The organism is Neisseria oralis, assembly GCF_045062685.1.
GTDB lineage: Bacteria > Pseudomonadota > Gammaproteobacteria > Burkholderiales > Neisseriaceae > Neisseria > Neisseria oralis.
In genome coordinates, this window is the sequence record NZ_JBJGEB010000001.1 from 103,240 (window position 1) to 118,002 (window position 14,763).

A 14,763-nucleotide genomic window follows, 5' to 3' on the forward strand; every position below is an offset into this window, starting at 1 on the left:
TCACTGTATATGACGCAACCGGCCTATCGGGAAGAAAACGCATGAACATCCTGCTCATCAGCCAATGCAGCAAAAACGCCCTCAAAACCACCCGCCGCATCCTCGACCAATTTGCCGAACGCTGCGGCGAACGCACCTGGCAGACGCCGATAACCGAAGCAGGGCTGGACACCCTGCACCGGATGCTGCGCGAGACCGCACGCAAAAACACCGCCGTCGCCTGCTACTGGACGCGCGGCAGAAACCGCACCGAGCTGTTATGGATAGTCGGCGACCGCAGGCAGTTCAACGCGCAGGGCCGCGTTCCGACCAACCGCAGCCGCCGCGACATCTTGCGCAGCGACCACGAAACCGAGTGGCGGCACGGCGCTTCCATCCAGATTGCCGCCACCCTCGCCGCCCTGCTGCACGACTTGGGCAAAGCCACCGGATTTTTTCAGAACAAACTGAAAACCCGCACCCCGTCGGCCGACCCCTACCGCCACGAATGGCTGTCGCTGCGCCTGTTTCAAGCCATGATTAAGGGCTGCCGCACCGACGCCGAATGGTTGGGCCGCCTGAAAAATTGGCCGCAATACCTGGCCAAGCATCCGCATTGGTATAAAAATTTCGGCGCAAGCGATAAAAATCCCAAAGGCGATTATGATTTCACATTCCCGCCGCTGGCCAGATGGATTGCATGGCTGATTGTCAGCCACCACCGATTGCCGTTTTATCCCCGCTACAATTATCCTGGCGATACCTTTAAAAAAGGCTGGGAAGACACCCGCACCAGACAAACCGTCGGCGAATTCTTCGACCAGCTGGAACCTGCCGACCGTTGGGTGCGCAATTCAGCAGCCAAAATCAACAAAACCTCTTTCTTCTCGCTCCAGGCCGACCCGACGACCAGCCCGCTATGGCAGAAACAGGCGGCTTTTTGGGCGGACAGGGCCTTGCAGCACCGCCCGCTGGCGGAGTGGTGCGAACAAAACCATTCCGACACACCCGCCGATCCGTTGCTCCTGCACCTCTCCCGCCTGTGCCTGATGGCCGGCGACCACAACTACTCCGCCCTGCCGCCAAACGACGAAAGCCGTCTGAAAGGCGTGTCCGAACTCTACGCCAACACCGATAAAGATAAAGAAAAACGCCCCAAACAAAAACTCGACGAACACCTCTGCGGCGTCGCCAAACTCACCGCCCGCTTCGCCCGCCTGTTGCCGCTGCTGCCGCGCGAACTGCCCGCCCTCGGCAACCACCGCCCGTTCAGAAAGCCCACCGCAAATCCCCGTTTCCAGTGGCAGAACAAAGCCTTCGACCTCAGCCGCCGTTTTCAGACGGCCTCTGCCAAACAAGGCTTCTTCGGCGTCAACCTCGCCAGCACCGGCTGCGGCAAAACGCTCGCCAACGCCCGCATCATGTACGCCCTTTCAGATCCGGACCGCGGCGCGCGCTTTACCATCGCCCTCGGCCTGCGCGTGCTCACCCTGCAAACCGGCCTCGCCCTGCGCCAACGGCTGGAACTCGAAGAAAACGAAAGCCTTGCCACATTGGTCGGCGGCGGTGCGGCCAAAGAACTGTTTGCCCGCCGTGCCGACGATTCGCCGCCGGAAAAAGAAAACGGGCCGACGCCGGAAGAAACCGGCAGCGAATCCGCTGAAGGCCTGCTTGACGGCAAATCATTCACCGACATCAGCGACTGCCCGATAGACGACAAAATCTTCGGCACGCTCATCGCCGACACCACCGCCCGCAGGCTGCTGCACACCCCCGTCGTTACCTGCACCGTCGACCACCTGATGCAGCTTTGCGAACAACAACGCGGCGGCCGCTACATCGTCCCCATGCTGCGCCTGCTCGGCAGCGATTTAGTGCTCGACGAACCCGACGACTTCTCCACCGAAGACCTGCCCGCCCTCTCGCGGCTGGTTTACTGGGCCGGACTGCTCGGCAGCCGCGTCCTGCTCTCCTCCGCCACCCTCACCCCCGACATGGTCATCGGCCTGCGCGACGCCTACCGCGACGGCCGCAGAATCTGGAACGAACACCAAGGCCTGCCGCAGGAACCCGTCGTCTGCGCCTGGTTCGACGAATTCGACCAACATATCGGCGCATACCGCAGGGAAGAATTCATCCGGCAACACGAAACCTTTTGCCGCAACCGCAGCGAAAAACTCGCCGCCCAACCCGTCCGCCGCCGTGCCGAATGGCTCGACATCGACAGCACCGACCCCGCAACCCTCACCGCCAAACTGCTCGAACGGGCAAGCACCCTCCACCGCCGCCACAGCCAGACCGACCCCGCAAGCGGCAAACACATCAGCGTCGGCCTGATACGCTTCGCCAACATCAACCCGATGGTCAAATACGCCCAAGCCATGTTCGGCCTTACCCTGCCCGACGACACCGCCCTGCACATCGCCTGCTACCACTCCCAGCAGCTCCTGCTGCTGCGCAGCAACCTCGAACGCCGCCTCGACACCCTGCTCGACCGCAAAGACCCCGCCAAACTGTTCGCCCACCGCGACATTCAGACGGCCTTAGCCCAAAGCCCCGCCCGAAACCACATCTTCATCGTCTTCGGCTCCCCCGTAACCGAAGTCGGCCGCGACCACGATTACGACTGGGCCATTATCGAACCCTCCTCCATGCGCTCGCTCATCCAACTCTGCGGGCGCGTATGGCGGCACCGTCCGCACCTGAGCGCGGCAGAACACGCCAACATCGCCATCCTCAGCCGAAACATCAAGGCACTGACCCGCAGCCCGGAAGAACCCGCCTATTGCCACCCCGGCTTCGAAAGCAAAAACGCCATGCTGAGCAGCCACGACGCCCAAACCCTCATCAGCAGCGAAGAAACCGGCCACATCAACTCCATCCCCCGCCTGCACCGCCCCATGCCGTCTGAAAAACCGAAGCCAAGGTCAGACAGCCTGACCGAACTCGAACACCGCGTCATGGCCGACATCCTCAACAACCCGCAACGCTTCCCCGCCCTATACCGCCAACCCGGCAACGCCGCCCCGCTGACCGCCCACCACGCCAAAATCAGCCCGTTCCGCTCCGGCCGCCCCCAAACCGACTATGTCGCCTTCTGGGACGCCGAAGACGAAAAAATCGCCTTCAAAACCAGTGAAAACGCCGAACGCTACGGCGGCAGCAAAGACGGCCGGGATACCGAAGTAGCTTTCAAGCTCACCGCCGCCCCCAGCCCCACCGCAGCCGTTTTCCCGTGGCTTTGCCAAAGCCTGCCCGACGCCCTTGCCAAAAAAGCAGACGGCGACACCCCCGAAGCCCTCGCCGCCGCCGCGCAAAAATACGCCGTCGTCAGCCTCGATATAGACAGTGAAAAATGGTGCTACAACGAATGGAGCGGCTTCTGGCATGACACCGAACAAACCTAGGCCGTCTGAAACCCTTTTTTCAGACGGCCTGCAAACCGCACGTTTTATCAGGCCCGCAGCAATGGCTGCAAAAAAAGGTTTTCTGATACAATGCCGCGCAGGGTTTTCATTTTTCTGAAGAAAACCGGAAACTCGGTTAGGTTACCTGCCGCACAGGCAGCTTAGAAATTCTTCAATCAAGGCGATGATTTGATTAGTTAGTTACCTGCCGCACAGGCAGCTTAGAAAAAAGATATTGTGATTCCTTTTGAAGTGCTGACGTTACCTGCCGCACAGGCAGCTTAGAAACAAACTTTCAGACGGCCTCCACGCCTATTTCTGTTACCTGCCGCACAGGCAGCTTAGAAATGTTTCACCGTCGCTATGCTCATGACCATCGTGTTACCTGCCGCACAGGCAGCTTAGAAAGCTTTGTAACATGACTTCAATTCGTTCAACGTGGTTACCTGCCGCACAGGCAGCTTAGAAATCACGGAATTCGTAATCTTCCGGATTCTTGCCGTTACCTGCCGCACAGGCAGCTTAGAAAATATCCCTTAAAAGTAAAGGAGGCAGCGGCATGTTACCTGCCGCACAGGCAGCTTAGAAAAAAGAACATCGGGCAAGGGAAAGAAAATGACTGTTACCTGCCGCACAGGCAGCTTAGAAATACACTAAATGCCAGCAATGGCAAACAAAACAGTTACCTGCCGCACAGGCAGCTTAGAAATGTCGGTAAACCGCTTAAATTTGCGCGTATGCGTTACCTGCCGCACAGGCAGCTTAGAAATTTCCCGCTTCAATCAAACGGATGATTTCATTGTTACCTGCCGCACAGGCAGCTTAGAAAGCCTGAACAACCAACCGCAAAGCGGTTTCATCGTTACCTGCCGCACAGGCAGCTTAGAAAATTCTATTCAGGCGCAAATATCCTTTTGCGATGTTACCTGCCGCACAGGCAGCTTAGAAAGGCTATATCAACGAAAAACTAGCACCATACAGGTTACCTGCCGCACAGGCAGCTTAGAAAGTTGTCAAACGACAAATTGCCTTCTTCAATCAAGTTACCTGCCGCACAGGCAGCTTAGAAAGGTCAAAACGGGCATACATGGTCGCTTTGCCGGTTACCTGCCGCACAGGCAGCTTAGAAAGATGGCGGCAACGCCGTCAGCGGCCGCAGCGCGTTACCTGCCGCACAGGCAGCTTAGAAAACATTTTCGGATGTACCGGAAAGCACGACCAAGTTACCTGCCGCACAGGCAGCTTAGAAATGATGTGTTTGTTCAACTCGTATTGTTTCTGTGTTACCTGCCGCACAGGCAGCTTAGAAATACGCCGCCGCGGATAAGGACGCTGATGACGTGTTACCTGCCGCACAGGCAGCTTAGAAATTCTGAAAGAATGTTACAATTTGCCTTTAATAGTTACCTGCCGCACAGGCAGCTTAGAAAAGCCTGACCCCGCTGAAAGAGTCCGTTCCTTAGTTACCTGCCGCACAGGCAGCTTAGAAAGTCGAAAATTGCTGACGGTAACTGTACCTGTAGTTACCTGCCGCACAGGCAGCTTAGAAAGATAACAGCCGTATTTTTTACCTCAACATAGAGTTACCTGCCGCACAGGCAGCTTAGAAAATACCCGCCAGCCGTCGGCCGCCGCCCCGACCGTTACCTGCCGCACAGGCAGCTTAGAAAAGCAAGACGCACGGACTTGGAAGCGCGTCGGTGTTACCTGCCGCACAGGCAGCTTAGAAAGACTGTTTCAAAAAACAGAAGGCGGAAGAAGTGTTACCTGCCGCACAGGCAGCTTAGAAAACACGGCCTTCGGAAACTCCTCGGATATAACCGTTACCTGCCGCACAGGCAGCTTAGAAAGCCTGTTACCGGACCCTCTCATCAGGCTACCCGTTACCTGCCGCACAGGCAGCCTTATCCATCCCTTTCTTAAACCCGCCCGTCGTCATTCCCGCGCAGGCGGGAATAACGGGGTTCAATAAACAGTCGTATCAATGTAAATTCGCCATATTGGGGCCGTCTGAAAACGTTTTGTTTTCAGACGGCCCCAATGCTTCTATTCCCCTGTCGTCCGTATTAGAATCTCCTCACGAAACAACCCTTTCAAGGAGAAACTTATGCCCGATATTTCCACGGCGCAAGTCCGGGCGGCCATACTGGGTTTTCTGCAAAGCCAGTATGAAAAAAAGGCCGAAGCGAATTTGAAAAAGCTGGCGAAGGCGAAAGAAGCCCGCGATAAAGCCAAGATTGCTTCGCTTCAGACGGCCTTATCGGCCTTAAAGGCCCAATACGGTTTGGACGCATGGCTTGAGCAGGTCGCCGTCCGTTTTGCGGCGCAACTTAAATTCGGCTCGCACATCTCCAAAGGCATACATTCCAGTTCTCAGGGCGACAACGTGATTTTCCAAACAGATTTTGAATTACCTGCATCTTTGGCCGGTTCGCAATCTTTACGCAAAGCCGAGAAAAAATTGGACGCGACCAGAAATGCCACCGCCCTGCCTTTGGCGGCCTTTTTTGATACCATCGTCGACGAGGCTTCGCAGTCCACCCTGCTGGATTTGCTGTTGCAAGACCATCCCGCACTGAAAGGGGCGTTTGCCGACGACCGTGAACGTTCCGACCGTTACCGGCAGGTTTTTCAGACGGCCTTGCAGGCGCAAACGGATACGCCCGCATCAGACGAACGTAACAAGCAGATATTGTGGCCGTTGGGGGATGATGCCATCAAAACCGATCGCTATATCACGCTGATTCCGCTGCATCCCGCCTCGCTGACCCATAGTTTTTATCAAAAAGTGAAACAAGTGAAAAAACAGCATTTCGGTGAAGAAAATGCCCAAGCCCAGGAAAACCGCCGCGAGGGCAAAGGCAGCCAGACGGCCTATACTGAATTTTCGCCGCTGGCTTATGTGAAACTCGGCGGAGGGAATTCGCAAAACGTCAGTTGGCTGACCAAACTCCAGAACGGCAGGAACTACCTGCTGCCGTCGCTGCCGCCGCAATACGAGCGTCCGAAACAGCTTCATTTTTCGCGTAAGAGTAACTCTTTCTTCAACAACGGCCTGCGTTATTTATGCCGTTCGGGCTATAAAATCCTGACCAATGCGGTGAAGGCGAAGAAAAACAAAAAAGACACGCGCCTGCTGCGCGAACAGGCGCTGGAGATGATAGTGCGGCAGATTGTCGTCGTATCGGAGCATCTGCGCGAAACGCAACCCGCAGGCTGGACGGACGATTACCGTGATCTTAATGCCAACCACAAGCATTGGCTGGACAGGAAATACCCGCTTTCAGACGGCCCCGACGGCTGGCAGGAAAAAATTGCCGACGACTTCGGGAAATGGTTGCAGGATTTATTGAGAAAGGACTTCCAATCCATCAAACATGATTTTGACGAGATCGAATGCGCGCAATGGTGCAAAACCCTAGCCGACGCGCTGAAGGCGGCGCAGCGGCGCAACAAACGGAGGGCGGCATGAATACCGATTTTTATCTTTTGTTCGACCGCGTGGAGATTCAGGGCGCAAACTGCATTTCCTCGCCGCTGACCTACGGTTTTCCCGCGCTCAACGGCTTCCTCGGCGCCATCCATGCGCTGCAACGCCGCCTGCCGCAGGATTGCGGCCTCACCCTCGGCGGCGTGCTGATTGCCTGCCACTGGTGCAGCCCGCAGATATTCCGCGCCGATACCTACAGCGACGCAACCTTTGTCCAAAGCCGCAACCCGCTGAAAAAAAACGGTAAGCCGGCTTCGATTATCGAAGAGGGTAAGACCGACCTGACGGTCAGCCTAGTTGTGGAAGTGGGCGGTACCCCGAACGACATCAGAAAAAACAAAGAGCAGCGCGAAACCTTATTGCAATTCCTGCTCCAGCAACAGCGCATCGCCGGCGGCAGCGTGCGCCATATCGAACGTACCGCGCTATACGAGTCCAATCAGGACGAGGAATTGAAAGCCGCGCTGTTCCCCGCCTATATCTTGGCCGATGCCGGCAACGATTTTGCCGCCATCACGCAGGAGCTGCAACTCGGCTGCCGCGTTACCGCCGATAAAGACGGCGGCACCACCGTCTATGAAGACCGGCCCACCGGCCTGCCGCCGCAGCCGGAGGCCACCGCGCTCGACGCATTGTTTGCCACCGCACAGTCTTTCCACCTGCCGCCCGACGACGAACATCCGCAATGGCATACCTACCGTATCCGCCAAGGCCGCGGCTGGCTGGTGCCGATACCTGTGGGCTATCAGGCCATCGCGCCGGAACACGCGGCCGGCGTGATGCAGCACGTGCGCAATCCCGAATATCCGTCCCGCTATGTGGAAACGGTATACAGCCTCGGCAAATGGCTGTTCCCCAACAAACTTTCAGACGGCCTCCACGCCTATTTCTGGCGCTACGCCCCACCGCAGGACAACCTTTACCTTATCACCCAGACAACCCGCCCCTAATTAAGGAGACACATCATGGCAAAACCCGAAACCCCCAGCCTGCTGGCCTTTGAACGCAAACTCGACTGCTCCGACGCCGTGTTCAGCCAAACCGACGGCAACAATCCCGAAGCGCGGGAACTGCCCGTCACCGTCAGCGAAAAATCCATACGCGGCACCATTTCCAACCGCCAGAAAAACCCCATCGCCAACGATCCGGCCAAGCTCGACACTAAAATCGAAAACGCCAACCTGCAAACCGTCGATGTCGCCGCATTAAGCAGCGGCTGCGACACCCTGATTGCGCGCTTCACGCTGAAAGTATTGCCGTTCGACGGCAGCCCATGCATCTGCAACGGCATGGAATACCGCGGCAGACTGCTCGAAACCGTAACGCAATACCTGCAAAAGGAAAAAATGCAGGCACTGGCCGAACGCTACGCCGCCAATATCGCCAACGGCCGCTGGCTGTGGCGCAACCGCATGGGTGCGGAAAATATCCGCATCACCGTGTCCAACAAAAACGACAGCATAACCGTCGACAACGCCAAGGCCCTGCCGCTGGACCGCTTCGACAGGCCGTCTGAAAACGTCGCCAAAATCGCCGAATGGATAAGCCAAGGCCTAAGCGGCGAAGCCTTCATCCTGCTCAACATTGAAGCCCGCGTCCGAGCCGGCTATGGACAAGAAGTCTATCCCTCGCAAGAATTTATTTCAGACACCGACTCAAACAACAAAAATAACCCAAACAATAAACGCAAAGTGCTCTACCAAACCGACGGCAAAGCCGGCATGCACAGCCAAAAAATCGGCAACGCCATCCGCACCATCGACACATGGTACGCCCCGGACGCCGCCTTCCCCATCGCCGCCGAACCCTACGGCACCGTAACCACCCTCGGCACCGCGTTCCGCCAGCCCAAACAGAAAAACGACTTCTACACCCTACTTGACAACTGGGTATTAAAAGGCGAACAACCGAGTATCGAACAACAACACTACGTCATCAGCGTCCTTATCCGCGGCGGCGTATTCGGTTCAAGCGAGGGATAAATCATGCCCAGCCACTACGCCGACCTGAAAGCCATACCGCAGGCCGAAATGCTGCAAAGCCAGGTAGTCGCGCACATCGTGCAGACCCTGCACGGCCTGCTGCCCCGCTTCGGCGGACGCATCGGCATCGGCTTTCCCGCCTACGGGCAAAACCGTACCCTCGGCGGCATCGTCCGCCTGTTCGGCAGCGAAACCGATTTAGACGACCTGCACTGCCTGCTGCAAAACACCGGCCTGTCCGATTACGCCCTAATCGGCCGCATAGAGGAAGTGCCGTCTGAAAAAGTGTACGCCCACGCCCGCTTCGTCCGCCGCCAGCCCAAACACGGCAGCGACCTCAGGCGCGCCGAAAAACGCATGGCGGCGCAAGGCCTCCCGCCCGAAGAAATCCGGCGGCGGCTGGCCGCCAAAGCCGCCAAACGCAGCGCCTGCACCCTGCCGCATATCTTTTTGAACAGCAAATCCACCTGCCAACGCTACCTGCTGGCCGTGGACAAAAAAATCGCCGCCCGAACCGAAGGCACGTTCAACAGCCACGGCCTCAGCCTCGGCGCAAGCGTACCACTGTTCTGACCCTTTTTTTCAGACGGCCTCAGAAAGCCCGTATCACCAAGCCTCCCGCAGGCCGTCTGAAAAAGGGTAAAAACCGAAAACACCGGATAACAGTTTATTTTTATACGGGATTTCTTTGGTTTTATTGTAGTTACCTGCCGAATAGGCAGCTTAGAAATCAGCCTGTCTTTTTGATTTCGTCGGATTGCTGTTACCTGCCGAATAGGCAGCTTAGAAATGACAATCAAGTATTTCGCTTCCACACTTCTAGTTACCTGCCGAATAGGCAGCTTAGAAACCTCTGCGCCGGCGCGGGGTTCAACACAAACGGTTACCTGCCGAATAGGCAGCTTAGAAACGATTTGGTTTGCAGTCTGAATAGCTGTACGCGTTACCTGCCGAATAGGCAGCTTAGAAAAACTGCCAAATCCTTGTTCCGTTGTCGACCGTGTTACCTGCCGAATAGGCAGCTTAGAAATGAACATACGAAGAACCTATTGCTAATATGGCGTTACCTGCCGAATAGGCAGCTTAGAAACCTGTACTACGGTTCATAGAAACAACCGGATTGTTACCTGCCGAATAGGCAGCTTAGAAATTGCGGCGCAAGGCCGGCATCGAAACGTTCGTGTTACCTGCCGAATAGGCAGCTTAGAAAAATTTGACATCTTCGGGGGAAACATATGTTTCGTTACCTGCCGAATAGGCAGCTTAGAAACAGACGAGTTGGTAGGTACCGAGTGCGAAGACGTTACCTGCCGAATAGGCAGCTTAGAAACCTGTCCAAATCCAGCACAAACAGATAAGAATGTTACCTGCCGAATAGGCAGCTTAGAAAAAAAAAAACCGCCATAAGGCGGATACAAAAAACGTTACCTGCCGAATAGGCAGCTTAGAAACGCGGCATTGATATTCGGCACGATACCGCCATGTTACCTGCCGAATAGGCAGCTTAGAAACTTGCTACCACCGAACGGGAAAAAGACGAAAAGTTACCTGCCGAATAGGCAGCTTAGAAAAAAAACAGAACGTTATAACAACATCGCAATTCGTTACCTGCCGAATAGGCAGCTTAGAAATCTCTGTCCGTGAGGATTTGGATATTTCCTTAGTTACCTGCCGAATAGGCAGCTTAGAAACAATGTTCAGACGGCTCTACCCGTCTTTAAATGTTACCTGCCGAATAGGCAGCTTAGAAAAATGATCCAACAACGGGATGTCGGAAAGCTGCGTTACCTGCCGAATAGGCAGCTTAGAAATCATTGATACATCAACAATGGCCCGTGCAGTAGTTACCTGCCGAATAGGCAGCTTAGAAAATAGCGGCAGTGCGATGATGAATTGGGTGGTCGTTACCTGCCGAATAGGCAGTTTTAGAAAATGATGTGCAGCGGGAAAGCCGAGTCGTAATCGTTACCTGCCTAATAACCAGTCGGAGCTTTGGCTTTAGCTGGAACGGTTTTTCAGACGGCCTTGCGGGATTTGTGGTTCGGGGCGTGCGGTTAGGGTGTCTTCGCCGTTAATCTGTAAACGTTTTGTGGTAAAGTTACATTTCCGATATGTTGAGGCCGTCTGAAAACGGGGCGGTCGGGATTGGATAGGCGGATTACGATGAATTTCTTTCGGAAAACCTTGTGGGGTATCGCGGCGTTGTCGGTTTTGACTGCCTGCGGTTCGTTTGTTTCGCAATATGTGCTGGGGATGAATCCCTGCGTTTTGTGTATTTTGCAGCGGCTGTCGGTATTGGCGGTCGGGCTGGCGGCTTTGCTGGCGGCGTTTTTCAAACAGTCCGGCCGCATCGGGCGGACGGTGAGTGCGCTGGCGGTCAGTATTCCGGCCGTATACGGGGCGGGGGTGGCGGTTTATCAGCGCTATATCCAGAGCCTGCCGCCGGGTACGGCGCCCGAATGCGGCGCGCCGTGGACGTTTCGTTTGAGGGACTGGCCGTTGTTTGAGTGGTACGAACCGGTTATCCGCGGCTTCGGCGACTGCGCGGTACCGGATTATCTGCTGGGGGTGCCGCTGCCGATATGGAGTGTACTGTATTTCTGCTTCGTGCTGCTGCTGGTCTGGTTCGGCTGGTTTAAGGCGCGCGCCGTCGGGTAAACACGGCAAAGCGGCATGCCTTTTTCAGGCCAAAGGCCGTCTGAAAAATTTTCAGACGGCCTTTCGGTATCAAAATAACACAAATCCGTGCCGTCATTCCCGCGCAGGCGGGAATCTAGAATGCGAAATTGAAGAAAACCTTTTTACCCGATAGGTTCCTGTGCGGATAAGCCTGGATTTCTGCCTGCGCGGGAATGACGGTTGTCGGACAGCATTCTTTTCGCGGCATTTCCGATACTCCGAAAGGCCGTCTGAAATCTTCAGACGGCCTTTCTTCGTTTCAAGCCTTAATCTTCATACGCTTCCATCGGCGGGCAGGTGCAGACCAGATTCCGGTCGCCGTACACGTCATCCACGCGGTTGACGCTCGGCCAGAATTTGTTTTCGCGCACGAAAGGCAACGGGAAGACGGCTTCTTCGCGGGAGTACGGATGCGCCCATTCGCCGGTTACGTCGGCGGCGGTGTGCGGGGCGTTGACCAGCGGGTTGTCGTCTTTCGGCCATTCGCCGCGCTCGACTTTCAGCACTTCCTGTTTGATTTGTTTCAGGGCGGCGATGAAGCGGTCGAGTTCGGCTTTGCTCTCGCTTTCGGTCGGCTCGATCATCAGCGTGCCGGCAACGGGGAAGGAAACGGTCGGGGCGTGGAAGCCGTAGTCCATCAGGCGTTTGGCGATGTCGGTTTCGGTGATGCCGCTTTCGGCTTTGAGCGGACGCAAATCGACGATACATTCGTGCGCGACGCGGCCGTTTTTGCCTGTGTAGAGAACGGGATAGTCTTCGCTCAGGCGTTTGGCGACGTAGTTGGCGTTGAGCAATGCCCAGCGCGTTGCCTGTTCCATGCCTTGTTTGCCCATCATGGTCAGGTACATCCAGGTAATCGGCAGGATGGACGCGGAACCGAAGGCGGCGGAGGAAACGGCGGTTTGCTTGGCACTGGCGCTGTGCGTGTCGGTTAACACATGGCCTGGGGCAAACGGGGCGAGGTGGGCTTTCAGGCCGATAGGGCCCATGCCCGGGCCGCCGCCTCCGTGGGGGATGCAGAAGGTTTTGTGCAGGTTCATGTGCAACACGTCCGCGCCGACTTCGGCGGGCTGCATGATGCCGATTTGGGCGTTGAGGTTGGCGCCATCCATGTAAACCTGTCCGCCGTTTTCATGGATGATGCGGCAGATGTCGCGGATGCCTTCTTCGTACACGCCGTGGGTGGACGGGTAGGTAATCATGATGGCGGACAAGGCGTCGCGGTGTTGTTCGGCTTTGGCTTTCAAATCGTCGATGTTGACGTTGCCGTGTTCGTCGGTATCGACGACGACGACTTTCAAACCGAGCATGGCGGCGGTGGCGGGGTTGGTGCCGTGGGCGGACTTGGGAATCAGGCAGATGTTGCGGTGCGCTTCGCCTTGGGCTTCCTGATAGCGGCGGATGGCGAGCATACCGCTGTATTCGCCCTGCGCGCCGGAGTTGGGCTGGAAGGAAATCGCGTCAAAGCCAGTGATGGCTTTCAGGCTGTTTTCCATGTCGGTCAGGATCTCGCGGTAGCCTGCGGTTTGGGTTTCGGGGGCGTAGGGGTGGATGTCGGAGAACTCCGCCCAAGTAATCGGCAGCATTTCGGCGGTGGCGTTGAGCTTCATGGTGCAGCTGCCCAGCGAAATCATGCTGCGGTTCATCGCCAAGTCGCGGTCTTCGAGTTTCTTCAGGTAGCGCAGCATTTCGTGCTCGGTGTGGTAACGGTTGAACACGGGATGTTGCAAGATATTGTCTTGACGCAGGAATTCGGTTTTCAGACGGCCTTTGACGTCGTCTGAAAGCGTGAAGGTGTTGTTGCCGGTGAAGGCGTAGTACAACACGGCAAGGTCTTCACGCACGGACGTTTCGTGGAAGGCGGCGGCGATTTGGGTGTCGCTGACGCGGCGCAGGTTGTAGCCCAGTTCCAAAGCGGTTTGGAACGCTTTGTCCGCTTTGTCTTTACTGCCGAAATCGACGGTAACGGTATCGAAGAAGGTTTCGTGAACCACTTTCAGGCCGTCTGAAACCAGCGCGTCGGCAAAGACGGAAGCCAGCGCGTGAATGCGGTTGGCGATGCGTTTCACACCTTCGGGGCCGTGATAAACGGCGTACATGCCCGCCAAGTTCGCCAGCAATGCTTGTGCGGTACAAATATTGGATGTCGCTTTTTCGCGGCGGATGTGTTGTTCACGGGTGGACAACGCCATGCGCAGCGCGGGTTTGCCTGATGCGTCTTTGGATACGCCGATGATGCGGCCCGGGGCGGAGCGTTTGAACTCGTCTTTAAACGCGAAATAAGCGGCGTGCGGCCCGCCGAAGCCCATCGGTACGCCGAAGCGTTGGGTGTTGCCCAATGCAATGTCCGCGCCCAATTCGGCAGAGGATTTCAGTAAAACCAAGCTCATGATGTCGGCAGCAACGGCAACAATCGTGCCTTTGGTTTTCAGACGACCTATAACGCTTTGCAAGTCTTGCACGTCGCCGTCTTTGCCGACGTATTGGAACAGCGCGCCGAAGTATTCGCCTTCATCCGCTTTGGCAAAATCGCCAACCACCAGCTCAAAGCCAAAGTATTTGGCACGGGTTTTCATTACGTCCAAAGTTTGTGGATAAACGCGCTTGTCCACGAAGAAACGCTCGGATTTCACTTTGCCCACGCGGTGCGCCATCGCCATCGCTTCAGCCGCGGCAGTCGCCTCATCCAGCAAAGACGCGCCCGCCACGGGGAAACCGGTCAAATCGATACACACCTGCTGGAAGTTCAACAACGCTTCCAAACGACCCTGCGCGATTTCCGCCTGATACGGCGTGTAGGCGGTGTACCAGCCCGGATTTTCCAACACGTTGCGCAAAATCACGTTCGGCACGCGGGTCGGATAATAGCCCAAGCCGATATAGGATTTGTTGATCACGTTTTTCGCCGCAATGGCTTTCAGCTTCGCCAAAGCGTCCGCCTCGGTCAGGGCTGCGGGCAGGTCGAGTTCGGACGGCATACGGATGCTTTGCGGCACGGTGTTGCCGACAAAATCGTCCATGCTCTTCTCGCCGAGCGCTTCCAAAAGCGCAGCCTCGTCGCCGAAACTCAAATGACGCGCGGCAAATTCGTTGGGGTTGAACAGTTCGGATAGTTTCATTTCTACTCCTCGTTATTGGAAATACCGCACGCACGCGGCGGTAACGTTTTTTTCAGACGGCCTCGATACCGTCAGGCCGTCTGAAATAATATATGAGACCGCCGGCC

The 14,763-nt window shown here is 56.2% G+C and carries 7 protein-coding genes and 2 CRISPR repeat arrays; of the genes, 6 read left to right on the forward strand and 1 reads right to left on the reverse strand.

All coding sequences use genetic code 11. The features are described from left to right. The first annotated feature begins 41 nt into the window (after positions 1 to 41). The 6 genes from cas3f (at position 42) to ACI43T_RS00550 (ending at position 11,516) form a co-directional block, all read left to right on the forward strand. Positions 42 to 3,386, forward strand: coding sequence for a type I-F CRISPR-associated helicase Cas3f (gene cas3f, locus ACI43T_RS00525; RefSeq protein WP_405385236.1), 3,345 nt, complete (start codon positions 42 to 44; stop codon positions 3,384 to 3,386). Positions 3,387 to 3,526: 140 nt separating this feature from the next. Further along, positions 3,527 to 5,236: direct repeats of the CRISPR family, unit length 28 nt; unit sequence GTTACCTGCCGCACAGGCAGCTTAGAAA. A gap of 257 nt (positions 5,237 to 5,493) precedes the next feature. After that, positions 5,494 to 6,858: a type I-F CRISPR-associated protein Csy1 gene (gene csy1 / locus ACI43T_RS00530; RefSeq protein ID WP_405385237.1), complete on the forward strand. Its 1,365-nt coding sequence runs from the start codon at positions 5,494 to 5,496 to the stop codon at positions 6,856 to 6,858. Then, positions 6,855 to 7,826 (forward strand): type I-F CRISPR-associated protein Csy2, encoded by a 972-nt coding sequence (gene csy2, locus ACI43T_RS00535; RefSeq protein ID WP_405385238.1) that lies wholly within the window; start codon positions 6,855 to 6,857, stop codon positions 7,824 to 7,826. The genes csy1 and csy2 overlap by 4 nt, the downstream gene beginning before the upstream one ends. A gap of 15 nt (positions 7,827 to 7,841) precedes the next feature. Then, positions 7,842 to 8,858, forward strand: coding sequence for a type I-F CRISPR-associated protein Csy3 (csy3, locus tag ACI43T_RS00540; protein ID WP_377081904.1), 1,017 nt, complete (start codon positions 7,842 to 7,844; stop codon positions 8,856 to 8,858). Positions 8,859 to 8,861: 3 nt separating this feature from the next. Continuing rightward, positions 8,862 to 9,431 (forward strand): type I-F CRISPR-associated endoribonuclease Cas6/Csy4, encoded by a 570-nt coding sequence (gene cas6f / locus ACI43T_RS00545; protein WP_405385239.1) that lies wholly within the window; start codon positions 8,862 to 8,864, stop codon positions 9,429 to 9,431. A 129-nt stretch (positions 9,432 to 9,560) separates the two neighbouring features. Next, a CRISPR array of direct repeats spans positions 9,561 to 10,789; the repeat unit is 28 nt; unit sequence GTTACCTGCCGAATAGGCAGCTTAGAAA. A gap of 232 nt (positions 10,790 to 11,021) precedes the next feature. Next, positions 11,022 to 11,516, forward strand: a complete 495-nt coding sequence (locus ACI43T_RS00550; RefSeq protein WP_405385240.1) for a disulfide bond formation protein B — start codon at positions 11,022 to 11,024, stop codon at positions 11,514 to 11,516. Between the two features lie 287 nt (positions 11,517 to 11,803). On the opposite strand, the gene gcvP is transcribed toward ACI43T_RS00550, so the two are convergent. Then, positions 11,804 to 14,656: an aminomethyl-transferring glycine dehydrogenase gene (gene gcvP, locus ACI43T_RS00555; protein ID WP_405385241.1), complete on the reverse strand. Its 2,853-nt coding sequence runs from the start codon at positions 14,654 to 14,656 to the stop codon at positions 11,804 to 11,806. Positions 14,657 to 14,763 lie beyond the last annotated feature (107 nt).